The sequence below is a fragment of the Bradyrhizobium sp. UFLA05-125 genome (assembly GCF_059803515.1).
Genome location: NZ_JBANBJ010000023.1, coordinates 65,311 through 89,323 on the forward strand (window position 1 = coordinate 65,311; position 24,013 = coordinate 89,323).

Below are 24,013 nucleotides of genomic sequence, written 5' to 3' on the forward strand. Positions count from 1 at the left end.
GTGGCGAGTAGCGAGTAGCGAGTAGAAACCTACTCGCCATTCGCCATTCCCTATTCGCGTAATTATTCGATGATCGAGGCGACGACGCCGGCGCCGACGGTACGGCCGCCTTCGCGGATCGCGAAGCGGAGCTTCTCTTCCATCGCGATCGGCACGATCAGATGCACTTCCATCGCAATGTTGTCGCCCGGCATCACCATCTCGGTGCCTTCCGGCAGGTGCACGACACCGGTCACGTCGGTGGTGCGGAAGTAGAACTGCGGACGGTAGTTGGTGAAGAACGGGGTGTGGCGGCCGCCCTCGTCCTTGGTGAGGATGTAGGCCTCAGCCTTGAACTTGGTGTGCGGCTTGACCGAACCGGGCTTGCAGAGCACCTGGCCGCGCTCGACTTCCTCGCGCTTGGTGCCGCGGAGCAGCGCGCCGATGTTGTCGCCGGCCTGGCCCTGATCGAGCAGCTTGCGGAACATTTCGACGCCGGTGACGGTGGTCTTGGTCGTCGCACGCAGACCGACGATCTCGATTTCGTCGCCGACCTTGACGATGCCGCGCTCGACACGGCCGGTCACCACGGTGCCGCGGCCCGAGATCGAGAACACGTCTTCGACCGGCATCAGGAACGGCTGGTCGATCGGACGCTCCGGCTGCGGGATGTACTCGTCGACATTGCGCATCAGCTCGAGGATGGCGTCGTGGCCGAGCTTCTTGTCGGAGTCTTCGAGAGCGGCCAGCGCCGAGCCCTTGACGATCGGGATCTTGTCGCCGGGGAATTCATACTTCGAGAGGAGCTCGCGGACTTCGAGCTCGACGAGCTCGAGCAGCTCCGGATCGTCGACCATGTCGCACTTGTTGAGGAACACGACGAGCGCGGGCACGCCGACCTGGCGGGCGAGCAGGATGTGCTCGCGGGTCTGCGGCATCGGGCCGTCAGCGGCCGACACGACCAGGATCGCGCCGTCCATCTGGGCAGCGCCAGTGATCATGTTCTTCACGTAGTCGGCGTGGCCGGGGCAGTCGACGTGCGCATAGTGGCGGTTCTTGGTCTCGTACTCGACGTGCGCGGTCGAGATGGTGATGCCGCGCGCCTTCTCTTCCGGCGCCTTGTCGATCTGGTCGTACGCCGTGAACGTCGCACCACCGGTTTCAGCGAGGATCTTGGTGATCGCCGCGGTCAGCGACGTCTTGCCATGGTCGACGTGACCGATGGTGCCGATGTTGCAGTGGGGCTTGTTACGTTCAAACTTTGCTTTGGCCATTTGACTCTCCGTTCAATCGTCAGCTCGAGACCGACGACAATCAGGCAAACTTCTTCTGGACTTCTGCCGACACGTTAGCCGGCGCTTCTGCGTAGTGGTCGAACTGCATGGTGAAGGTCGCGCGCCCCTGGCTCATCGAGCGCAGGTTATTCACGTAACCGAACATGTTCATGAGCGGCACCATCGCGTTGATGACGTTGGCGTTGCCGCGCATGTCTTGACCCTGGATCTGACCGCGCCGGGAATTCAGGTCGCCGATGACCGAGCCAGTATAGTCTTCCGGCGTCACCACCTCGACCTTCATGATCGGCTCGAGCAGGACGGACTTGCCCTTCTGCAAGGCCTCGCGGAATGCCGCGCGCGATGCGATTTCGAAGGCGAGCGCCGACGAGTCGACGTCGTGATACTTGCCGTCGACGAGTTGCACCTTGACGTCGACCACGGGAAAGCCCGCGACGACACCAGAGCTCATCACGCTGTTGAGGCCCTTTTCGACGCCGGGGATGTATTCCTTCGGAACTGCACCGCCGACGATCTTGGACTCGAACTCGTAACCCTTGCCGGGCTCGTTCGGCTCGACTACGATCGACACTTCCGCGAACTGACCGGTACCGCCGGTCTGCTTCTTGTGGGTGTACTTGACCTCGGCCTTCTTGGTGACGCGCTCACGGAACGCAACCTGCGGCGCACCGATGTTGGCGTCGACCTTGTAGGTACGCTTGAGGATGTCGACCTTGATGTCGAGATGGAGTTCGCCCATGCCCTTGAGGATGGTCTGGCCGGACTCCTGGTCGGTCGACACGCGGAAGGACGGATCCTCCGCGGCGAGCTTGGCCAGCGCCACGCCCAGCTTTTCCTGGTCGGCTTTCGACTTCGGCTCGATCGCGATCTCGATGACCGGCTCTGGGAATTCCATCTTCTCCAGGATCACCTGCTTGTCGGGATCGCACAGCGTGTCACCGGTGCGCGCTTCCTTCAGGCCGGCCAGCGCGACGATGTCGCCGGCATAGGCTTCCTTGATGTCTTCGCGGTTGTTCGCATGCATCAGCAGCATGCGCCCGATGCGCTCCTTCTTCTCGCGCGTCGAGTTCACGACGCCGGTGCCGCTCTGCAGGATGCCCGAGTAGATGCGGCAGAAGGTGATGGTGCCGACGAACGGGTCGTCCATGATCTTGAACGCGAGCAGCGCGAGCGGCTCCTTGTCGTCAGCCTTGCGCACGACTTCATTGCCACGGTCGTCCGTGCCCTTGATCGCGGGCACGTCGATCGGCGACGGCAGATAGTCGACGACGGCGTCGAGCAGCGGCTGCACGCCCTTGTTCTTGAAGGCCGAGCCGCACAGCACGGGATAGAACGCGCCAGTCAAGACCGCCTTGCGGATCAGCCGCTTCAGCGTCGCCTCGTCCGGCTCGTTGCCGTCGAGGAAGGCGGCCAATGCGTCGTCGTCGAGCTCGACGGCGGCTTCCACCATCTTCTCGCGGTATTCCTTGGCCTGGTCGACGAGATCTTCCGGGATGTCGACATAGTCGAACTTCGCACCAAGCGATTCATCGTTCCAGACGATGCCCTTCATCTTCACGAGGTCGACGAGACCCTTGAAGTTGCTCTCGGCGCCGATCGGAAGCTGGATCGCGATCGGCTTGGCGCCGAGGCGATCGACGATGTCGGACAGGCACTTGAAGAAGTCAGCGCCGGTCTTGTCCATCTTGTTGGCGAAGACGATGCGCGGAACCTTGTACTTGTCGCCCTGGCGCCAGACGGTCTCGGTCTGGGGCTCGACGCCCTGGTTCGAGTCGAGCACGCAGACGGCGCCGTCGAGCACGCGGAGCGAACGCTCGACCTCGATGGTGAAGTCGACGTGGCCTGGCGTGTCGATGATGTTCAGGCGCTTGCCAGCCCAGAACGCGGTGGTCGCAGCCGAGGTGATCGTGATGCCACGCTCCTGCTCCTGCTCCATCCAGTCCATCGTCGCGGCACCTTCGTGCACTTCGCCGATCTTGTGGCTCTTGCCGGTGTAATAGAGGATGCGCTCGGTCGTCGTCGTCTTGCCGGCGTCGATATGCGCCATGATACCGAAGTTACGGTAGTCCTCGATGGCATGTTGGCGGGGCATGGGTCGTTCCTTGCAAGTCCGTTAGGTGTCGCCGTTACCAGCGATAATGCGAGAAGGCGCGGTTGGCTTCCGCCATCCGATGAACGTCTTCACGCTTCTTGACGGCGTTCCCCCGGTTGTTCGATGCGTCCAGGAGCTCCGCGGAGAGCCGCTCGGTCATCGTCTTCTCGTTGCGCTCGCGCGCAGCCGAGATCAGCCAGCGAATGCCCAGCGCCTGACGGCGCACCGAGCGAACCTCGACCGGAACCTGATAGGTCGCGCCGCCGACGCGGCGGGAGCGCACTTCGATCGTCGGCATGACGTTCTCAAGTGCCTGCTCGAACACGCCGAGCGGGTTCTGCTTGGTCTTGGTTTCGATGAGGCCGAGCGCACCGTAGACGATGCCTTCGGCGACCGACTTTTTGCCGGCGTACATCACCGAGTTCATGAACTTCGTGATCACGATGTTCCCGAACTTGGGATCCGGCAGAACTTCGCGCTTTTCCGCTGAGTGGCGACGAGACATGGAAGAGGTTCCCGCTTACTTCGGACGCTTTGCGCCGTACTTCGAACGACGCTGCTTACGGTTCTTGACGCCCTGGGTATCCAGCACGCCGCGGAGGATGTGGTAGCGCACGCCGGGCAAGTCCTTGACGCGACCGCCGCGGATCATGACCACCGAGTGCTCCTGGAGGTTATGGCCCTCACCGGGGATGTAGCCGATCACCTCGAAGCCATTGGTCAGACGCACCTTGGCGACCTTACGAAGCGCCGAGTTCGGCTTCTTCGGCGTCGTGGTGTAGACGCGCGTGCACACGCCGCGCTTCTGCGGCGACTGCTGCAGCGCCGGCACCTTCTTGCGCGACTTCTGCACTTCACGCGGTTGTGCGATCAGCTGGTTGATCGTCGGCATCCTGGCCTTCACCCTTTTTCTGCCGCGGTCCCTTTCGGGCCCGCAAATTCTTCTTCCGGACTACCCGCCCGATGGGGCCGCTTGACGCGGAACAATCCGCGCAAAGCGAAATTGCGCCAACCGCTCCATCAACGAGCGGAAAGCGCTTCGACGCCACAGAGGACCGCAGTCTTAGAGCCAATCAGCATAAAGCCGACGGCCGCGTACCGAGGTCATGCATCCGAGTTTGATCTCAAGAGAACGAGCTCTAGAGAACTAAAATCGCACTGGCATTGCCTAGCTATGATCGACAGCGTTTGAGCGGCATTCGTCGAGGTTGGTGCCCGCTTTGCGATCCCAAAAGGATCAGGCGGGTGGCCCGTTCCGACGTTGGCGATGCTCACCGCCTGTCGTTAAGTGACGCGCTTTCTATAAGTGGGAATCACCTGAGTCAAGGCGAAACCACAGCAAGCAAAGGGCTTCTCGCGCTTTAAGAATTAGCTCGGTCGGCGCCCTCGCCGCCTCGCTGATGTAGGTTCCCACCCCCCATTCTGCCAGCCCCAAACCCTATTTATATCCGGGCAAAATATACTTTTATGGCGTGCGCTAAGGTTTTCTTTCCTGTTCGTGCGGCACGGTGCCGCGCCGGACGGAGAAATACCTATGCGGTATACCGACATTGCGATCATCGGCGGGGGTATGGCCGGCTCCGCCGCCGCCGCAATGCTGGGTCGCGCCGGCGTCCGGGCCGTCCTCATCGACCCCCACACCGAGTATCCGCCGGACTTCCGGGTCGAGAAAATCAACGGTGACGCTCAGTTCGAGCGCTTCTGGCGGACCGGAATCGCAGAATCAGTGCTGCGCCACGCGACGTTCTGCGGTGAGAACTGGATCGCGCGATTCGGCCACCTGCTCGACAAGGCGCCGAGCCAGCAGTTTGGCTTCCGCTACGAATCCTTCGTCAACGCGATCCGCGCGGAAATCCCCGACACGGTCGAGCGGGTCTGCGCCAAGGCGCTGTCGATCGCGACGAGCCCCGACCGGCAGAAGATCACGCTCTCCAATGACGAGGTCGTCTCCGCCCGCCTCGTCGTGCTCGCCAACGGATTGAACGTCGGCCTGCGCCACCAGCTTGGCATCGAACGCGAGATCGTCAGCGCCTGCCATTCGATATCGGTCGGATTCGACGTCGTGCCGGTCGGACGCACCGCGTTCGATTTTCCTGCGATGACGTATTTCTCCGAGCGGCCAAGCGACTGCATCCCCTACATCACACTGTTTCCGATCGGCACGCGGATGCGTGCAAACCTGTTCGTCTACCGCGCCTTCGACGATCCCTGGCTGCGCGATCTGCGGCAGGCACCGGTCGCGACTTTGAACGCCGCCCTGCCGCGCCTGTCGCGCATCACCGGCGTCTTCGACATCGCGAGCGAGATGAAGATTCGTCCCGTTGATCTTTATGTGCACCGGGCCTGCCGCCAGGCCGGCATCGTGCTGGTTGGCGATGCCTTCGCGACCTCCTGCCCCGTCGCCGGCACCGGCACCGACAAGGTGTTCACCGACGTCGAACGACTCTGCGAAGTGCACATCCCGGCCTGGCTTGCGACCGAGGGCATGAACGAGGACAAGATCGCGGCCTTTTACGACGACCCGATCAAGCGGGCCTGCGATGCCTGGTCGGCGGCCAAGGCATTCGACTTCCGTGAAGTGTCGCTCGCAACGAGCCCCTACTGGGCCGCGCAGCGCTGGGCGCGCTTCGTGGCCTGGTCTGCCCAAGGTGCAGTCCGGCGGGTGGCGCGACTGGTCCACGTCGAGCCGAACTTCCTCGGTCACTCCTCGTCGCCATCCTCCTCGTCGTCGTCCTCCTCATCATCATCATCGCTGTCGTCGTCATCGACCTGAGCCGCGCCGCCATGCGGCTGGTGGATCTGATCGTCCCACAGCTTGCGATAGGTGCCGTTCTTGGCGAGCAGCTCGGCATGCGAGCCGCGCTCGATAGCGCGGCCACCTGAAATCACGATGATCTCGTCCATCTCGACGACAGAGGTCAGGCGGTGGGTCGACCAGATCATGGTGCGGCCCTTGGCGACCTTCAGCAACGTGCGATTGATCGCAGCCTCAGTCGTCTGGTCGAGCGCCGAGGTCGCCTCGTCGAGCAGCAGCACCGACGGATTGCGGATGATCGCGCGCGCGATCGCGAGGCGCTGGCGCTGGCCGCCCGACAGCGTATCGCCGCGCTCGCCGACCGGCGTGTCGTATTTCTGCGGCAGGCTCATGATGTAGCGGTGGATCTCGGCCTTCTTCGCGGCCTCCTCCACCTCCTCGTCGCTGGCGCCCTCCTTGCCGAGCCGGATGTTCTCGCGGATCGACATGTTGAACAGCATGTTCTCCTGGAACACCACCGCCATGCTCCGGCGCAGCGAATCCAGCGTCACCTTCCGCACATCGACACCGTCGATGGTGACGCGCCCTTCGTCGGGCACATACAGGCGCAAGATCAGATTGAGCAGCGTGCTCTTGCCCGATCCGCTGGGGCCGACGATCGCGATGCGCTTGCCGACCTTGAGCTTGAGGCTGAGGTTGTCCAGAACCGGCGTCTGGCTGCCGTCGTACTGGAAGGTGACATGGTCGAAGGTGATGTCGTTGGTGATACGCGGCAGGTCAGGCGCGCCGGGGCGATCGGCGCCTCGCGTCGGCTCGTCCAGCAGCTCCTGGATATGGCGCACGGCGGCGGCCGAGGAGATCGACACGGGGATGAAGTGCATCACATGGGCGATGTTGTAGGACACCTCCCAGAACGCGCTCTCGAAGGTGACGAAGGTGCCGATGGTGATCTGCCCCTTGGTCGCAAGATACGCGCCGATCGCGAGCACCACGAGGTGCAGGAGCAGGACCGAGATCGTGACCGTCCGCTCCACCATGGTCGACAGGAACGCGGCCGACGCGATCCGGTTGCGGGTCTCGTCGTTGCGGAAGGCGAAGAAGCCGAACATCTTGCGTTGCAGGCTGAACGCCTTGATCACGGCCTGCGCCGCCACGTTCTCCTGCACCATGCCGAGCAGCCCGCTTTCGTTGAGCTTCTGCTCGTAATTCGCCTGCACCGCCTTCGGGGTGATGATGCGCGGCCCGATCAGCGTGATCGGAAATACCAGGAGCGCAACCACGGCGAGCTGCCAGTTCAGGAACAGCAACAGGATGATGCCGGCGATCAGCTCCATGAACGGCAGTGCAGCGCTGTTGACGAATGTCTTGACCGAGCCTTCGAAGGCCGAGAGATCGACCGAGAAGCGCGACAGGATCTCGCCGCGCTTGGTACGGCCGAAATAGGCGGCCGGCAGATCCTGCACGTGCTCGAACAGCCGCTTGCGCACGTCGGAGATGATGCAGGCTGCCAGCCGCGCGTCCCAGCGCTCGTACCAGACTGCGACGATAGAGGTGAAGATGCCGGCGACCGCGAGCACGCCGAGGATCTTGTAAAGTGCCTGGAAATCCTCCTCGCCGAGCGCGTCGTCGATCAGGAATTTCAGGCTGAGCGGCATGATGACGTTGAACAGCGTCTCGATCAGGACGCCGAACGACACGAAGGCCAGGATCCGCTTGTAGTTGGAGAGGTAGGGCTTGACGAAGCCCCAGATGGTTGCAAGCGCGCCGGCGGCTTCGCGCGCCGTGAAGACAACGAGGTCCTCGTCCTCATCGTCATCGTCGAGCTCAGGAAGATCGTCCTCGTCATCCTCCTCCTCGTCGTCTTCGGCGGCAAGGTCCGGCTTGCGGGCGGAGGCGAGCTTGTCCTCGAGCTCTGCCGCTTCTTCCGCGGCGAGCTTCTGTTTGTCGGGCGAGAGAGGCCTGGATGCCATGAAACCAACCGATGCTGACGGCCGGCATGACCGCAAAAATCAGGGAAACAGCGGAGAACCGCTATTGCACCGATTCTATGCGATCAGGATCAATTCGGCAAAACAATTGGCGAATTCGCGAGGCAGCTATTCGTCGTCCTCGTCTTTGACCTTGTCGAAGAAGGAATAGCGCAAGCTGTCGGCGTCGGCATACCACTGCCCCGGCCCCTTGTTGGCGCCAAGCGTCGCAGCCCACAGCGCATCGGTGCAGTCGTTGCGGTGCATCGACAGGTCGAACCCGTTGCCGAAGAACAATTCCGACCATTCCCACCAGGTGCCGAGCTTCTTGACCCCGCGCAGGAGGTCATAGCGGTCGATCAGGCCAGGCGCCATGTCGGAGGTGATCGACCCGAACACGAGGCCCGTCTTGACCACGCGGTTCAACTCCCTGATTGCGCGGACGACCTGCTTCTCGGAGACGTGGCAGAGGCTCGTCTCGAATACGAAATCGAACGCGCCGTCCTTGAACGGCATGTCCACGATCGATCCGAGCTTGTTGTATTTCCTGAGCGCCTTCGGCGTCCTGGCATGGATGGCACGGTTGTTCTCAATGCCGAAGGCGTCGATCCCGCGCTCGCGCAGCGCGCCGACGAGCTCGCCGCTGGCAGAGCCCGCCACCAGCAGCTTGGCGCCCTTCACCTTGCCCCAGACGATGCCGATGAGCTTCGTCAGATAGTCGGGATCGGTGAACTGGCGCCACACTTCGCCATAGGGACCCTGGCCGCGGTAATTGTCGAAATAATTGCGGTCGATCTTGTCGGACAGCGGCGTCTCGCTCTGGCTGCGCGCGCGGCGCAGGCGCATCATCTCGGTGACGATGATGTCGGTCGCAGCGTCAGAGGAATCGAGCAGACCGTTCAGCGTCGAATCGAACAGATAGTCGCCGACCACGACGATACCGGGATGCTCCTTCGGCTCCGGCCGATGATTGGTCATGACGTCGCGTATGGGCAAGCCGCCCGGCAACGCGTTCACCGAAGACAGCCAGCGGTGGATCTTGCCTTCCATGAAATGGGCACGCGCATCGCCGAGCGCGGCCGGCAGCGATTTCAGCGCGGCGTCGATCAGCTCCTGGTCGGTGAGATTGGCGAAGGCCAAAGCATCGGAGCCCGGAATGAGCCAGTTCAGCACGCCGTGCTTGCCGACGTCGTGGCGGGCGCCCTCGTTGTAGACGCAGCAGCCGCCGAAGGCTTCCGACATGAACCAGGCGCCGGGGATCTTGTCGCCCCAGAACGGGGTGTCGAACAGGATCGACACACGCAGGTAGTGCGCCGGACGGTCGAAATAGGAGACGTGCTTGACCATCGACTTGCGGAGCTGCTCGCCTTCCCAGCCGAGCGTGGCGAGCCAGGAATGCGGCAGGCAGACCAGCACGAGGTCGAAGTCGCGCGTCTCCGGTCCCTTGCCGTTCATCATCTTGAGCTGGTAGCGCCCCGTCGGCGCCTTGCCGACGGCGAGGACACGGTGATTGAGCTGGATGTCGGCGTTGACCTCCGACTGGAGGCACTCGACGAGCTGCTCGTTGCCGTTCTGAATGGAATAGAGGCCGATATAGCCGTCGACATCCATCAGATAGTTCTTGAGCGCGTTGAGCCCGTTGGTGTTGTGGCTCTCGGTCGCGATGTCGGAGCGCGCCATCACCTTGAAGAATCGCTTGGCGGTCGCGTCATCGACCTCCTCGTCGAGAACCTGCTCGGCGGTCTTGTAGGCCCAGGGATGCTCGTTGTCGTGCGCACCGACGCCTTCGTAATATTCGATCGGCGACATCAGATCGGAGCAGCGCTTTCGGAACGCTTCGATGGCAGCAGCGGTCTTGGCGCCGTACTTGCGGCGAATGCCGGGCACGTCGTTCAGGAGCTCGCCGCCGAATTGGACCTGCTCGGCGTCCATCGGAATGGTCTGAAGCCCGAAATGCTGGATCAACTCCCGCAGGGGATCCGGGCCGGTCATCGAGTAATCGTAGATCTCGGCAACGCCCGCCTCGTACATCGCAGGCGCCGAATCGAATTTGCGCGTGACGATCTTGCCGCCGAGCCGGTCGGACGCCTCGTAGATGGTGATGCGGCAGAGGTCGCCGAGTTTGCGCTTCAGATACCAGGCGCTCATCAGCCCGCCGGGGCCGCCGCCTACGATTGCGAGGTCAAGCATGTCAGGTCCGTGGTCTCCGGCCGCCCCCCGTGTCGGGACCACCGGTCTAAGCTCTCTTAACAGAAGCGCTTTTTTGGCTGAAGGAAAGATGAACAAACGTCGTCCCTGCACCGCAGCAAGGAAACAAAGCAGCAAAAAGGCCGGCAAAAGCCGGCCTTTTCATTGTCCTCAGTAATCGTACGGATGAACCATCATTCCGCAGGCGGCAGTGCCACCGGCTCCGCTTCCGGCGCCGGCGAGACGACCGAGGTCTGCTTCTCGCGCTCGTCGAGGATCAGCTTGTCGCGCTTCATGGCGACCTCGCGGATCTTGGCCATGGAAGCGCCGGTGCCCGCCGGGATCAGCCGGCCGACGATGACGTTCTCCTTAAGGCCCTCGAGCGGATCGACCTTGCCGTTGACCGCCGCCTCCGTGAGGACGCGGGTGGTCTCCTGGAACGAGGCCGCCGAGAAGAACGAGCGGGTCTGGAGGCTCGCCTTGGTGATGCCGAGCAGAACCGGCGTTCCCGTGGCGGGCTTCTTGCCCTCTTCCTTGGCCTTCTCGTTGAGCGCGTCGAACTCGATCTTGTCGACCTGCTCGCCGGAGATCATGTCGGTCTCGCCCTGGTCGGTGATTTCCACCTTCTGGAGCATCTGACGGACAATCACCTCGATGTGCTTGTCGTTGATGAGCACGCCCTGGAGCCGGTAGACCTCCTGGATCTCGTTGACCAGATAGGCCGCGAGTTCCTCGATGCCCTTGACCGCCAGGATGTCGTGCGGCGCCGGGTTGCCTTCCACGATGAAGTCGCCCTTTTCGACGACGTCGCCGTCCTGAAGGTGAATGTGCTTGCCCTTCGGGATCAGGTACTCGCGCGGCTCGTCGGTCTTGTCCATCGGCTCGATCGAGATGCGACGCTTGTTCTTGTAGTCGCGGCCGAAGCGGATGGTGCCCGCGATCTCGGCGATGATCGCCGCATCCTTCGGACGCCGTGCCTCGAACAGTTCCGCCACCCGCGGCAGACCGCCGGTGATGTCACGCGTCTTGGCGCTTTCGGTCGAGACACGGGCGAGGATGTCGCCCGGCGCGACCTTGGCTCCGATATCGACCGAGAGAATGGCGTCGACCGACAGCATGTAGCGGGCATCGCCGCCACGGGCGAGCTTGAGCACCTTGCCGTCCTTGCCCTTGATCACGATGGCCGGACGCAGGTCCGCGCCGCCGCGAGTCGAGCGCCAGTCAATGACCACACGCTTGGCGATACCGGTGGCCTCGTCCAGCGTTTCCGAGATCGACTGCCCTTCGACCAGATCCTCGAAGCCGATGGTGCCTTCCACCTCGGTGAGAAGCGGACGGGTATAGGGATCCCACTCGACGATGCGCTGGCCGCGCTTGACGTTGTCGCCTTCATCGACGTGCAGGCGCGAGCCGTACTGAATACGGTGCGTTGCACGCTCGGTGCCGTCGGCATCGACGATCGCCACCACCATGTTGCGGACCATTGCGATCAGGTGACCTTCGCTGTTGCGGGCGATGGCCTTGTTCCTGATCACGATCTTGCCGTCGAAGTTGGATTCGACGAACGACTGCTCGTTGAGCTGAGCCGCACCACCGATGTGGAAGGTGCGCATGGTGAGCTGGGTGCCCGGCTCGCCGATCGACTGCGCCGCGATGACGCCGACCGCTTCGCCGTGGTTGACCGGCGTGCCGCGGGCGAGGTCGCGGCCGTAGCACTTGCCGCAGATGCCGTTGACGAGTTCGCAGGTCAGCGCCGAGCGGATCTTCACCTCCTGCACACCACCCTGGTGGATGGCATCCAGATGGCTCTCTTCCATTAGCGTACCGCGCTTGATGATCACCTTGCCCGAGCCGTCACGCACGTCTTCGCAGGCCACGCGGCCCAGGATGCGCGAGCCGAGCGAAGCCACCACGGTGCCGGCATCGACGATGGCGCGCATCTTGATGCCGAGCTTGGTGCCGCAGTCGTCCTGCGTGATGATGCAGTCCTGCGCGACGTCGACCAGACGACGGGTCAGGTAGCCGGAGTTCGCGGTCTTCAACGCAGTGTCCGCGAGGCCCTTGCGGGCGCCGTGGGTCGAGTTGAAGTACTCGAGCACCGAGAGGCCTTCCTTGAAGTTCGAGATGATCGGCGTCTCGATGATCTCACCCGACGGCTTGGCCATCAGGCCGCGCATGCCGGCGAGCTGGCGCATCTGGGCGGGCGAACCACGCGCGCCGGAATGGGCCATCATGTAGATCGAGTTGATGTCGGCGTCGGCTCCGCTCGCCGTCTTCTTGGTGGCGGAGATCTCCTTCATCATCGCCTTGGCGATTTCTTCCGTCGCCTTCGACCAGGCGTCGACGACCTTGTTGTACTTCTCGCCGTGGGTGATCAGACCGTCATTGTACTGCTGCTCGAAATCCTTCGCCAGCGTACGGGTGGTATCGACGATCTTCCACTTGCCGTGCGGCACGACCATGTCGTCCTTGCCGAACGAGATGCCGGCCTTGAACGCGTTGTAGAAGCCGAGCGCCATGATGCGGTCGCAGAAGATCACCGTCTCCTTCTGGCCGCAGTGGCGGTAGACCTGGTCGATGACGCCGGAGATCTCGCGCTTGGTCATCAGCTTGTTGATGATGTCGTACGAGATCTTCGAGCTCTTCGGCAGCACGTTGCCGAGCATGATGCGGCCGGGCGTGGTCTCGATCCAGCGGCGGGCGGGCTTGCCATCCTCGCCGACGCCTTCCCACCGGTACTTGATCTTGGTGTGGAGGTGGATGACCTTCGAATGCAGCGCGTGCTCGAGCTCGGCCATCTCGCCGAACACCTTGCCCTCGCCGGGCATGCCTTCGCGCAGGATCGAGAGGTAATAGAGACCGAGCACGATGTCCTGCGACGGCACGATGATCGGCTGGCCGTTCGCCGGATGCAGAATGTTATTGGTCGACATCATCAGGACGCGCGCTTCGAGCTGCGCTTCCAGCGACAGCGGAACGTGCACGGCCATCTGGTCGCCGTCGAAGTCGGCGTTGAACGCGGCGCAGACCAACGGGTGGAGCTGGATCGCCTTGCCCTCGATCAGCACGGGCTCGAACGCCTGGATGCCGAGGCGGTGCAGCGTCGGCGCGCGGTTGAGCAGCACTGGATGCTCGCGGATCACCTCGTCCAGGATGTCCCAGACCTCGGGCCGCTCCTTCTCGACCAGCTTCTTCGCCTGCTTGACGGTGGTGGACAGCCCCTTGGCATCAAGCCGCGAATAGATGAACGGCTTGAACAGCTCGAGCGCCATCTTCTTCGGCAGGCCGCACTGATGCAGGCGCAGCTCGGGACCGACCACGATCACCGAACGACCCGAGTAGTCGACGCGCTTGCCGAGCAGGTTCTGACGGAAGCGGCCCTGCTTGCCCTTGAGCATGTCGGCGAGCGACTTCAGCGGGCGCTTGTTGGCGCCCGTGATGACGCGGCCGCGGCGGCCGTTGTCGAACAGCGCGTCGACGGCCTCCTGAAGCATGCGCTTCTCGTTGCGGATGATGATGTCAGGCGCGCGCAGCTCCATCAGCCGCTTCAAGCGGTTGTTGCGGTTGATGACGCGGCGGTAGAGGTCGTTGAGGTCCGAGGTCGCGAAACGGCCGCCATCGAGCGGCACCAGCGGACGCAGGTCCGGTGGAATCACCGGAACGACGGTGAGGATCATCCATTCCGGCTTGTTGCCGGAGTGGCGGAACGCCTCAACGATCTTCAGGCGCTTGGCGAGCTTCTTGTGCTTGATGTCGGAGTCGGTCTCCTGCATCTCGGCACGCAGCGTCACCTCGAGCTTCTCGAGGTCCATGCCCTTGAGCAGCTCGCGGATCGCCTCGGCGCCGATCATGGCGGTGAAGGAATCCTGGCCGTACTCGTCCTGCGCCTTCAGATACTCGTCTTCCGACAGGAGCTGACGGTCCTTCAGGGCGGTGAGGCCGGGCTCCAGCACGACGTAATATTCGAAATAGAGGATCCGCTCGAGATCCTTCAGCGTCATGTCGAGCAGGAGGCCGATGCGCGAGGGCAGCGACTTCAGGAACCAGATGTGGGCGACGGGCGCAGCGAGCTCGATATGGCCCATGCGCTCGCGCCGGACGCGCGACAGCGTGACCTCGACCGAGCACTTCTCGCAGATGATGCCCTTGTACTTCATGCGCTTGTACTTGCCGCACAAGCACTCGTAATCCTTGATCGGCCCAAAGATGCGCGCGCAGAACAGGCCGTCGCGCTCGGGCTTGAAGGTCCGGTAGTTGATGGTCTCCGGCTTCTTGATCTCGCCGTAGGACCAGGACAGAATCTTCTCTGGAGACGCGATCGAGATCCGGATCTGGTCGAAGACCTGAGCCGGCGTCGTCGGGTTAAAAAGATTCATAATCTCTTGGTTCATCGTCTTCTCCTCGCGTGCCGATCGAGGCCGGCAGCAAATTCGAAAATCTTACTCGCGGAGCGCCCTGCCTCACCGCGCGGGACAAGGCGCCGATGCCCGGCCTTTTCGGCCGGGCATGACAAAGTCGCGTTACTCGGCCGCCTCGGAGGTCGGCGCCGGTCCCATCTTGGAATTGTGCAGGTCGACGTTGAGGCCGAGCGAGCGCATTTCCTTGACCAGGACGTTGAAGGACTCCGGAATACCGGCCTCGAACGTGTCGTCGCCGCGCACGATCGCCTCGTACACCTTGGTACGGCCGGCGACGTCGTCCGACTTCACGGTCAGCATTTCCTGGAGCGTGTAGGCCGCGCCGTAAGCTTCGAGCGCCCACACCTCCATTTCGCCGAAACGCTGGCCACCGAACTGCGCCTTGCCGCCCAGCGGCTGCTGGGTGACGAGCGAGTACGGACCGATCGAACGCGCGTGGATCTTGTCGTCGACGAGGTGGTGCAGCTTCAGCATGTAGATGTAGCCCACCGTCACCTTGCGATCGAAGGGATCACCGGTACGCCCGTCATAGACGGTCGACTGGCCCGAAGCGTCCAGACCGGCGAGCTTCAGCATCTCCTCGATGTCGGCTTCCTTGGCGCCGTCGAACACCGGCGTCGCGATCGGCACGCCGTGGCTCAGGTTGCGGCCGAGTTCGATCAGCTCATTGTCGTTGAGCGTCTTGATCGTCTCGTCCTCGCCGTAGATCTTCTTCAGCGTCTCCTTCAGCGGCTTCATGTCCTGCTTCGACAGATAGGCATCGACCGTCTGGCCGATGCGCTTGCCGAGGCCGGCGCAAGCCCAGCCGAGATGCGTCTCGAGGATCTGCCCGACGTTCATGCGCGAGGGCACGCCGAGCGGATTGAGCACGATGTCGGCATGAGTACCGTCCTCGAGGAACGGCATGTCCTCGATCGGCACGATCTTCGACACCACGCCCTTGTTGCCGTGGCGGCCGGCCATCTTGTCGCCCGGCTGGATCTTGCGCTTCACCGCGACGAAGACCTTGACCATCTTCATCACACCAGGCGGCAGCTCGTCGCCGCGCTGCAGCTTCTCGACCTTGTCGAGGAAGCGCTGTTCAAGCCCCTTCTTCGACTCGTCGTACTGCTTCCGCATGGCCTCGATCTCGGCCATCAGCTTGTCGTTGGGCGAAGCAAACAGCCACCACTGCGACTTCGGATACTCCTCGAGCACCGCACGGGTGATCTTGGTGTCCTTCTTGAAGCCCTTGGGGCCTGCGATGCCCTGCCGCCCTTCGAGAAGGTCGGCCAGACGGCTGTAGACGTTGCGGTCGAGGATCGCCTGCTCGTCGTCACGGTCCTTGGCGAGACGCTCGATCTCTTCCCGCTCGATCGCCAGCGCACGCTCGTCCTTGTCGACGCCGTGGCGGTTGAACACGCGCACTTCCACGATCGTGCCCTGCACGCCCGGGGGCACGCGAAGCGAGGTATCGCGGACGTCGGAGGCCTTCTCGCCGAAGATGGCGCGCAGGAGCTTTTCTTCCGGCGTCATCGGGCTCTCGCCCTTCGGCGTGATCTTGCCGACCAGGATGTCGCCGGCGCGCACTTCCGCACCGATGTACACGATACCGGCTTCGTCGAGGTTCTTCAGCGCTTCTTCCGAGACGTTCGGAATGTCGCGGGTGATTTCCTCAGGACCGAGCTTGGTGTCGCGCGCCATCACCTCGAACTCCTCGATGTGGATCGAGGTGAAGACGTCGTCCTTCACGATCCGCTCCGAGAGCAGGATCGAGTCTTCGAAGTTGTAGCCGTTCCACGGCATGAACGCGACCAGCACGTTGCGTCCCAGAGCGAGCTCGCCGAGATCGGTCGACGGACCGTCGGCGATGATGTCGCCCTTCTTGACGGTGTCGCCGACCTTCACCAGCGGACGCTGGTTGATGCAGGTCGACTGGTTGGAGCGCTGGTACTTCATCAGACGGTAGATATCGACGCCCGACTTGGTCGGATCGAGATCTTCCGTCGCGCGGATGACGACGCGGGTCGCGTCGATCTGGTCGATCACGCCCGAGCGGCGCGCCGCGATCGCGGCACCCGAGTCACGCGCAACCACGCCTTCCATGCCGGTGCCGACGAACGGCGCCTCGGCACGAACCAGCGGCACCGCCTGGCGCTGCATGTTCGAGCCCATCAGCGCGCGGTTGGCGTCGTCGTTCTCGAGGAACGGGATCAGGGCCGCGGCGACCGAAACGAGCTGCTTCGGCGACACGTCCATGTAGTCGACCTTGTCCGGCGTCACCGGCAGAACTTCGCCGGCGTGGCGGCAGACCACGAGGTCCTCGGTGAAGCGGCCCTTGGCGTCGAGCGGCACGTTGGCCTGCGCGACGGTGTAGCGGCCTTCCTCCATCGCCGAGAGGTACACGACCTCGTCGGTGACGCGGCCGTCCTTCACCTTGCGATAGGGCGTCTCGACGAAGCCGTACTTGTTGACGCGCGCGAAGGTCGCGAGCGAGTTGATCAGGCCGATGTTCGGACCTTCCGGCGTCTCGATCGGGCAGATGCGGCCGTAATGCGTCGGATGCACGTCGCGCACCTCGAAGCCGGCGCGCTCGCGAGTCAGACCGCCCGGTCCAAGCGCCGAGAGGCGGCGCTTGTGGGTGATCTCCGACAGCGGGTTGGTCTGGTCCATGAACTGCGAGAGCTGCGAGGAACCGAAGAACTCGCGCACGGCGGCAGCCGCCGGCTTGGCGTTGATCAGGTCCTGCGGCATGACCGTGTCGATGTCGACCGACGACATGCGCTCCTTGATCGCGCGCTCCATGCGCAGCAGACCGATGCGGTACTGGTTCTCCATGAGCTCGCCGACCGAGCGCACACGGCGGTTGCCGAGGTGGTCGATGTCGTCGATCTCGCCCTTGCCGTCGCGCAGGTCCACCAGCGTCTTGATGACGGAGAGAATGTCTTCCTTGCGCAGCGTGCGCTGGGTGTCGGGCGCATCGAGGTCGAGGCGCATGTTCATCTTGACGCGGCCGACGGCCGAGAGGTCGTAACGCTCGGCGTCGAAGAACAGCGACTGGAACATGGCCTGCGCCGATTCCAGCGTCGGCGGCTCGCCCGGACGCATCACGCGGTAGATGTCGAACAGCGCGTCCTCGCGCGTCATGTTCTTATCGGCCGAGAGCGTGTTGCGGATGTAGGCGCCGACATTGACGTGGTCGATATCGAGCAGCGGCAGCTCCTTATAGCCGTGCTCGTTGAGGGCCTTCATCAGCTTGTCGGTGATTTCCTCACCGGCCTCCGCATGGATCTCGCCGGTCTTCGGATTGACGAGGTCCTCGGCGACGTAGTTGCCGACCAGCTCCTCATCGGCCATACGCAGCGCCTTCAGCCCCTTCTCCTGGAGCTGGCGGGCGGCACGCACGGTGAGCTTCTTGCCGGCCTCTAGCACGACCTTGCCGGTGTCGGCGTCGATCAGGTCCGAGGTCGTGGAATAGCCGCGGAAACGGTTGGCGTCGAACGGAACGCGCCAGCCTTCCTTGGTCCGCTTGTAGAGAATGCGCTTGTAGAAGGTGTTGAGGATCTCCTCGCCGTCGAGCCCGAGCGCGAACATCAGCGACGTCACCGGAATCTTGCGGCGACGGTCGATACGCGCATAGACGATGTCCTTGGCGTCGAACTCGATGTCGAGCCAGGAGCCGCGATACGGGATCACGCGGGCGGCGAACAGCAGCTTGCCCGAGGAGTGGGTCTTGCCCTTGTCGTGGTCGAAGAACACGCCGGGCGAACGGTGCATCTGGGAGACGATGACGCGCTCGGTGCCGTTGACGATGAAGGTGCCGTTCATCGTCATGAGCGGGATGTCGCCCATGTAGACATCCTGCTCCTTGATGTCCTTGACCGACTTCGCGCCGGTTTCCTCGTCGATATCGAACACGATGAGGCGCAGCGTCACCTTGAGGGGGGCGGCGAAGGTCATGCCGCGCTGGCGGCACTCGTCGACGTCGTACTTCGGCGGCTCGAACTCGTAGCGGACGAATTCCAGCATCGAGGTACCGGAGAAGTCCGAGATCGGGAACACCGACCGGAACACCGCCTGCAAGCCCTCATCCGGCCGCCCGCCCGTGGGTTCGTCGACCATCAGGAACTGGTCATAGGATGCCTTCTGAACCTCGATGAGGTTCGGCATCTCGGCAACTTCCTTGATGTGTCCGAAAAACTTGCGAACGCGTTTGCGACCGGTGAATGTCTGCTGCGCCATCGTGGCCTCTCATTTCGGCGCCCGCTCTGGGCGCGCCTTCCGGGACACGGCTGCCACCGCTCCCCGGGTTGAATTTTTCGAACCCGTTTTGAGGATCGGAAACCCAGCCTCGGACCGCCAAAGTCCTGAACTGTTCTTCAGATCTTCAAAACGCAAAACGACGCGCGGGGCGCAAACGCGCACCCGCCCGTCACAACGATTGTCTTCACGGACTGCAAAAGCCCGAAATAGCCTGCTCTCCCAACGGCTTGCGGGAAACTCGCCTTTCCACGCCACCGTGCTTTCGTGCTGTCGACCCGATATGGGGCGACAATAGTGGAGATTCGAGGGGTAAGCCCTCAAATCCCCACACTTTTTCGTGTTCGGCCTGCGTCGAGATGTCCCGTCGCACGCCTTTTGCATCAGAGCGCCTGCCCAGGCCAGTGTCGGCCACCCACCTCGGAGGGCTGGATCCCGGGCCTCGCTTCGCTCGCCCGGGATCTCGCTCAAGTAACCTGCAGTTACTTGAGCTCGACCTTCGCGCCAGCCTTCTCGAGCTGGGCCTTGATCTTGTCGGCTTCTTCCTTGTTCACGCCTTCCTTGACCGGCTTCGGCGCGCCCTCGACGAGGTCCTTCGCCTCCTTCAGGCCCAGGCCGGTGATGGCGCGGACTTCCTTGATGACCTCGATCTTCTTGTCGCCGGAGGCAGCGAGAACGACCGTGAACTCGGTCTTCTCTTCAGCCGGAGCGGCGGCAGCGCCACCGGCAGCCGGGCCGGCCACCGCGACGGCGGCAGCGGCGGACACGCCCCACTTCTCTTCGAGGAGCTTGGCGAGTTCAGCGGCTTCGAGCACGGTGAGGCTCGAGAGGTCGTCAACGATCTTCTGCAAGTCAGCCATTGTTCTGTTTCCTTAAGTGTAAGTCTGGTTCGGGTTTGAGTTTTGCGAAGGGCGTCAGGCCGCTTCGCCCTTTGAGGCATGAGCCTGAATGACGCGTGCGAGCTTGCCCGCCGGCGCGTTCGCGAGCTGGGCGAGCTTGGTCGCCGGAGCCACGATGAGGCCGACGATCTTGCCGCGCAGTTCGTCAAGCGACGGCAGCGAGGCAAGCGCCTTCACGCCGTCGACATTCAGGACGGTCTTGCCCATCGAGCCGCCGATGATGACGAACTTTTCGTTCGCCTTGGCGAAGTCGATGGCGACCTTCGGCGCCGCTACCGGATCGTTCGAAGTCGCGATCACGGTCGGCCCCTTCAGCATGGGGCCGATGGCAACGACGTCAGTGCCTTCAAGAGCAATTTTGGCGAGACGGTTCTTCGAGACCTTCACCGAGGCACCCGCCTGCTTCATCTGCATGCGCAGCTTCTGCATCTGGGCGACGGTGAGGCCGGAATATTGAGCAACGACCGCGACGCTCGTGGTCTTGAAGACCTCATTGAGCTGTTCGACCGCTTCCTTTTTTGCCGCTCGTTCCACAGCAAGCTCTCTCCGGTTGGCGGTCGTCGCGCGAAAGGCGGGACCGCCGGGTTGCACCCATCGTCCCACCCAAACCTGAACCTCTGGGCCAAAACCCTTCGGACACGCCGGGCAAGACGACAATTCAAAGCCTGCCCTCCCGGAACCCTTGAGGGGCCCACGGGGTGTCGAGGTCCGAACCAAACCCATTCCGAGCCGCCCAAGAGGTGGCTGCGAAGTGAAATCCGGTCTTCACCCGTCTATGCAGGCCATGCGATTAAGCCGTTGGGAAATCAAGATTTTCCGCGGGCGCCTGCAGTCTTGGACAGGACAAGGCCAGCCGGCATGCCGGTTGACCTCTGCCCACATTCCACCAACTTGATGAGGTCCCCTTCCTTTTCGGGCAAATCCTTGCGGACGTCCTGAGAAGGAATGATCTCCTACCGTGTCGGGTTTTCGGAATGCGTGCACGGACGCGCCAGCTACGGCCAGCACGTCCGGAGGCGGTTCTTTAACCGCTCTTGACGGCCTTGCCAAGAGCAAAATTCGCACCAGTTCCAATCGATTGCCCGAGAACCCTGACGCGGCGGCGAAAGGGTTGTTTCAGGCCGTTTTCACCGCGTAAGGCAGCGGCCGCCCTTCAAAGAACGCGGTCAGGTTCGCCAGCACGCAGTCCTGCATCGCGACGTGCGATTCCAGGGTATGGCCGCCGATATGCGGGGCAAGCACCACGTTGGGGAGCGCCGTCAGCGCATCGGGCGCATGCGGCTCCTTCGCATAGACGTCGAGGCCGGCGCCGGCGATGGTCTTGTCGATCAGCGCCGCCACGAGCGCCTTCTCGTCGATCACCGAGCCGCGGGCGATGTTGACGACATAGCCGCCCTCGCCCAGCCGCTCGAGGACGTCGGCGTTGACGGCGTGATGCGTCTCAGCACCGGCGCGGACCGCGATCATGAGCACGTTGCACCAGTCGGCGAGGGCCTCGAGCGAGGAGAAATATTGATAGGGCACGTCACGGCGGGTGCGGCTGAAATAGCCGACCTCGCTCTCGAAGGCTGCGCAGCGCGCGGCGATCTTGCGGCCGATCTCGCCCATGCCGTAGACGCCGATGCGGCGGCCGGGCATGCCGGCCTGCGGCCGCATCATCGGCGAAGGTTTTGACGCGGCCCAATCGCCACTGCGGACGTATCGATCCGCAGCCAGGATCCGGCGGCTGGCGGCGAGCATCAAGGTCATCGCGATATCGGCGACCGAGGATGCATTGGCGCCGGGGCTGTGGCCGACCTCGATGTTGCGTGCAGCGGCAGCCTTCAAGTCGACGCCGTCATAGCCGGTGCCGTAGCAGACGATTGCACCCAGCTCCGGAAAGAGATCCATCACGCCCGCGCCAAGCGGCGTGCCACCGGCCGTAAGCAGCGCGCGGATGCTCCCCAATGCATCGCTTGAAAACACCTCCTGTGCCGGCTTGCCGGCAGTGTCGAGCAATTCGAACCGCTCGGCAAAGCGCGCCATCATCGTCTTTGGGAAGCGCGAATAGATCAGGACCTTGTCAGCCATTGTTATTGTTTCCCGTGAACGACGCCACACAAATGGAAGGGGCGGAATCGGTTGCCCAATTCCGCCCCTGCTCGCATCTCTATGATCTATGGCCTTAGCCGAGGATCGTGCCCGGCTCGACCTTCACGCCCGGGCCCATGGTTGAGGACACAGCGACGCGCTGGATGTAGGTGCCCTTGGAGCCGGCCGGCTTTGCCTTGGAAACCGCGTCCGCGAGTGCCTTGACGTTCTCGACCAGCTTCTCCTCGGAGAACGAGGCCTTGCCGACGCCAGCCTGCACGATGCCGGCCTTCTCGACCCGAAACTCGACCGAGCCGCCCTTGGCACCCTTCACGGCACCGGTGACGTCCATGGTCACGGTGCCGATCTTCGGATTCGGCATCAGACCGCGCGGACCGAGCACTTTACCGAGGCGGCCGACCAGCGGCATCATGTCGGGGGTCGCAATACAACGGTCGAAGTCGATAGTGCCGTTCTGCACCTTCTCGACCAGGTCCTCGGCGCCGACGACATCGGCACCAGCGGCCTTGGCTTCGTCCGCCTTGGCGCCGCGCGCGAACACGCCGACGCGCAGGGTGCGGCCGGTGCCGTTCGGCAGGTTCACGACGCCACGGACCATCTGGTCGGCGTGACGAGGATCGACGCCGAGATTGATAGCGATCTCGATGGTCTCGTCGAACTTCGACTTGGCACGCTCCCTGACCATCTTGATGGCTTCCGCGAGCGGGTAAAGCTTCTCGCGATCAACGCCCTCGCGGGCCTTCTTCAAACGCTTTCCGATTGCCATGGCCCGTTACCCCGCAACTTCCAGACCCATCGAACGGGCAGAGCCCTCGACCATCTTCATGGCCGATTCAATGGTGTCGCAATTCAGGTCCTTCATCTTCTTCTCGGCGATCTCGCGCACCTGCGCCTTGGTCACCTTGCCGGCCTTGTCACGGCCCGGCGCCTTCGAGCCGGACTGGATCTTGGCAGCCTGCTTCAGGAAGAAGGACATCGGCGGCGTCTTCATCTCGAAGGTGAAGGAACGGTCCGCATAAATGGTGATGATCACCGGGATCGGGGTGTTCTTCTCTTCCTTCTGGGTCTGGGCGTTGAACGCCTTGCAGAACTCCATGATGTTGAGACCGCGCTGACCAAGCGCGGGACCGATCGGGGGCGAGGGATTCGCCGCGCCGGCCGGGACCTGAAGCTTCAGGTATCCGGTCACTTTCTTTGCCATGTATCACTCCTGTTGTGCCGGTCCGAAGGCCAGCGGTTTCAGGTTCGTGGTCGGGATCAGGCTCGGCTGGCGACCGCCCCTCTCCTCCCACGGCCTATTTCACGCGAAGCCATAGGCTACGCGCGTAGTTCGGTCAGACCTTCTCGACCTGACCGAATTCCAGTTCGACCGGCGTTGCGCGGCCAAAGATCGACACCGCGACCTTCACGCGCGAGCGCGCCTCGTCGATTTCCTCGACCACACCGGAGAACGAGGCGAACGGGCCATCGGCCACGCGCACGTTCTCGCCGATTTCGAACGACACCGACGCCTTCGGCCGCTCCACGCCCTCCTGCACCTGGTGCAGGATGCGCATCGCCTCGGCTTCCGAGATCGGCATCGGCTTGTTTTCCGCGCCAAGGAAGCCCGTGACCTTCGGCGTGTTCTTGATCAGATGGAACGCCTCGTCGGTCAGCTTCATCTTCACCAGCACGTAGCCCGGGAAGAACTTGCGCTCGGCGTCGATCTTGCGGCCGCGGCGCACTTCCGTGACCTTCTCGGTCGGCACCAGCACCTGCTCGAAGAGTTCCTCGAGGTTGCGCTGCTTGGCCTGCTCACGGATCGATTCGGCGACCTTCTTCTCGAAGTTCGAGTACGCGTGAACGATGTACCAGCGCTTGTCGGACGATTGAGTTGCTGCGGCTGTTGCCATCAGTGAATGCCCAAAAGAAGGGTGACGAGGTAACGGATGATCTGGTCGGCGGCGAAGAAGAAGATCGACGCCAGGGCAACCATGACGAACACCATGATCGTGGTGATCGTCGTCTCGCGACGGGTCGGCCAGGTGACCTTCGCGGTCTCCGAGCGCACTTCCTGCAAGAACTTGAATGGGCTGACTGCCATCGTTGATG

The 24,013-nt window shown here is 63.0% G+C and carries 16 protein-coding genes; 1 reads left to right on the forward strand and 15 read right to left on the reverse strand.

Going from position 1 to position 24,013, the window contains the following annotated elements; all coding sequences use genetic code 11:
- Positions 1-62: 62 nt before the first annotated feature.
- From tuf to rpsL, 4 genes are read right to left on the reverse strand one after another with little or no spacing between them, the layout of a single operon-like run.
- Positions 63-1,253: an elongation factor Tu gene (tuf, locus tag SO156_RS21200; protein WP_498536137.1), complete on the reverse strand. Its 1,191-nt coding sequence runs from the start codon at positions 1,251-1,253 to the stop codon at positions 63-65.
- Between the two features lie 40 nt (positions 1,254-1,293).
- On the reverse strand, positions 1,294-3,366 hold the full coding sequence (gene fusA / locus SO156_RS21205) for an elongation factor G (RefSeq protein ID WP_498536138.1): 2,073 nt from the start codon (positions 3,364-3,366) through the stop codon (positions 1,294-1,296).
- A gap of 34 nt (positions 3,367-3,400) precedes the next feature.
- Positions 3,401-3,871, reverse strand: a complete 471-nt coding sequence (gene rpsG / locus SO156_RS21210; RefSeq protein WP_254095943.1) for a 30S ribosomal protein S7 — start codon at positions 3,869-3,871, stop codon at positions 3,401-3,403.
- 15 nt (positions 3,872-3,886) lie between these two features.
- Positions 3,887-4,258 (reverse strand): 30S ribosomal protein S12, encoded by a 372-nt coding sequence (gene rpsL, locus SO156_RS21215; protein ID WP_007603006.1) that lies wholly within the window; start codon positions 4,256-4,258, stop codon positions 3,887-3,889.
- Positions 4,259-4,900: 642 nt separating this feature from the next.
- Here rpsL and SO156_RS21220 point away from each other — a divergent pair.
- Entirely contained in the window at positions 4,901-6,139 is a 1,239-nt protein-coding gene (locus tag SO156_RS21220; RefSeq protein WP_498536139.1) for an FAD-dependent monooxygenase, read from the forward strand.
- Here the strand turns inward: SO156_RS21220 and SO156_RS21225 are convergent.
- From SO156_RS21225 to secE, 11 genes are all read right to left on the reverse strand, one after another.
- Positions 6,067-8,091 carry an ABC transporter ATP-binding protein gene (locus tag SO156_RS21225; protein ID WP_498536140.1) on the reverse strand — a complete coding sequence of 675 codons (2,025 nt, stop codon included), beginning with the start codon at positions 8,089-8,091 and terminating at the stop codon, positions 6,067-6,069. The two genes, SO156_RS21220 and SO156_RS21225, sit on opposite strands and share 73 nt — an antisense overlap.
- A gap of 126 nt (positions 8,092-8,217) precedes the next feature.
- Positions 8,218-10,278, reverse strand: coding sequence for an FAD-dependent oxidoreductase (locus tag SO156_RS21230; protein WP_498536141.1), 2,061 nt, complete (start codon positions 10,276-10,278; stop codon positions 8,218-8,220).
- 191 nt (positions 10,279-10,469) lie between these two features.
- Positions 10,470-14,666, reverse strand: coding sequence for a DNA-directed RNA polymerase subunit beta' (rpoC, locus tag SO156_RS21235; protein WP_458149232.1), 4,197 nt, complete (start codon positions 14,664-14,666; stop codon positions 10,470-10,472).
- Between the two features lie 129 nt (positions 14,667-14,795).
- On the reverse strand, positions 14,796-18,914 hold the full coding sequence (gene rpoB, locus SO156_RS21240) for a DNA-directed RNA polymerase subunit beta (protein ID WP_498536142.1): 4,119 nt from the start codon (positions 18,912-18,914) through the stop codon (positions 14,796-14,798).
- Between the two features lie 500 nt (positions 18,915-19,414).
- The gene (gene rplL, locus SO156_RS21245) at positions 19,415-19,792 is read right to left on the reverse strand and encodes a 50S ribosomal protein L7/L12 (RefSeq protein WP_027520973.1); all 378 of its coding nucleotides are present in this window, start codon (positions 19,790-19,792) and stop codon (positions 19,415-19,417) included.
- A gap of 54 nt (positions 19,793-19,846) precedes the next feature.
- Positions 19,847-20,365: a 50S ribosomal protein L10 gene (gene rplJ / locus SO156_RS21250; RefSeq protein ID WP_027520974.1), complete on the reverse strand. Its 519-nt coding sequence runs from the start codon at positions 20,363-20,365 to the stop codon at positions 19,847-19,849.
- 582 nt (positions 20,366-20,947) lie between these two features.
- Positions 20,948-21,901, reverse strand: a complete 954-nt coding sequence (locus SO156_RS21255) for a 2-hydroxyacid dehydrogenase (RefSeq protein ID WP_498536143.1) — start codon at positions 21,899-21,901, stop codon at positions 20,948-20,950.
- A 94-nt stretch (positions 21,902-21,995) separates the two neighbouring features.
- Complete coding sequence (rplA, locus tag SO156_RS21260; RefSeq protein WP_458149235.1) at positions 21,996-22,688, reverse strand: 50S ribosomal protein L1; 693 nt, start codon at positions 22,686-22,688, stop codon at positions 21,996-21,998.
- Between the two features lie 6 nt (positions 22,689-22,694).
- Positions 22,695-23,123 (reverse strand): 50S ribosomal protein L11, encoded by a 429-nt coding sequence (gene rplK / locus SO156_RS21265; protein WP_027554142.1) that lies wholly within the window; start codon positions 23,121-23,123, stop codon positions 22,695-22,697.
- A gap of 133 nt (positions 23,124-23,256) precedes the next feature.
- Entirely contained in the window at positions 23,257-23,814 is a 558-nt protein-coding gene (gene nusG / locus SO156_RS21270; RefSeq protein ID WP_027520977.1) for a transcription termination/antitermination protein NusG, read from the reverse strand.
- On the reverse strand, positions 23,814-24,005 hold the full coding sequence (gene secE / locus SO156_RS21275; RefSeq protein WP_027520978.1) for a preprotein translocase subunit SecE: 192 nt from the start codon (positions 24,003-24,005) through the stop codon (positions 23,814-23,816). Before secE ends, nusG begins: the two co-directional genes overlap by 1 nt.
- Between the last annotated feature and the right edge of the window lie 8 nt (positions 24,006-24,013).

Excerpts from the sequence above, each read along its gene's own strand:
- rplL (WP_027520973.1), bottom strand. The coding sequence starts at position 19,792 with ATGGCTGACTTGCAGAAGATCGTTGACGACCTCTCGAGCCTCACCGTG.
- SO156_RS21255 (WP_498536143.1), bottom strand. The coding sequence starts at position 21,901 with ATGGCTGACAAGGTCCTGATCTATTCGCGCTTCCCAAAGACGATGATG.
- secE (WP_027520978.1), bottom strand. The coding sequence starts at position 24,005 with ATGGCAGTCAGCCCATTCAAGTTCTTGCAGGAAGTGCGCTCGGAGACC.
- fusA (WP_498536138.1), bottom strand. The coding sequence starts at position 3,366 with ATGCCCCGCCAACATGCCATCGAGGACTACCGTAACTTCGGTATCATG.
- SO156_RS21220 (WP_498536139.1), top strand. The coding sequence starts at position 4,901 with ATGCGGTATACCGACATTGCGATCATCGGCGGGGGTATGGCCGGCTCC.
- rplA (WP_458149235.1), bottom strand. The coding sequence starts at position 22,688 with ATGGCAATCGGAAAGCGTTTGAAGAAGGCCCGCGAGGGCGTTGATCGC.
- rpsL (WP_007603006.1), bottom strand. The coding sequence starts at position 4,258 with ATGCCGACGATCAACCAGCTGATCGCACAACCGCGTGAAGTGCAGAAG.
- rpoC (WP_458149232.1), bottom strand. The coding sequence starts at position 14,666 with ATGAACCAAGAGATTATGAATCTTTTTAACCCGACGACGCCGGCTCAG.
- rpoB (WP_498536142.1), bottom strand. The coding sequence starts at position 18,914 with ATGGCGCAGCAGACATTCACCGGTCGCAAACGCGTTCGCAAGTTTTTC.
- SO156_RS21230 (WP_498536141.1), bottom strand. The coding sequence starts at position 10,278 with ATGCTTGACCTCGCAATCGTAGGCGGCGGCCCCGGCGGGCTGATGAGC.
- nusG (WP_027520977.1), bottom strand. The coding sequence starts at position 23,814 with ATGGCAACAGCCGCAGCAACTCAATCGTCCGACAAGCGCTGGTACATC.
- rpsG (WP_254095943.1), bottom strand. The coding sequence starts at position 3,871 with ATGTCTCGTCGCCACTCAGCGGAAAAGCGCGAAGTTCTGCCGGATCCC.
- SO156_RS21225 (WP_498536140.1), bottom strand. The coding sequence starts at position 8,091 with ATGGCATCCAGGCCTCTCTCGCCCGACAAACAGAAGCTCGCCGCGGAA.
- tuf (WP_498536137.1), bottom strand. The coding sequence starts at position 1,253 with ATGGCCAAAGCAAAGTTTGAACGTAACAAGCCCCACTGCAACATCGGC.
- rplK (WP_027554142.1), bottom strand. The coding sequence starts at position 23,123 with ATGGCAAAGAAAGTGACCGGATACCTGAAGCTTCAGGTCCCGGCCGGC.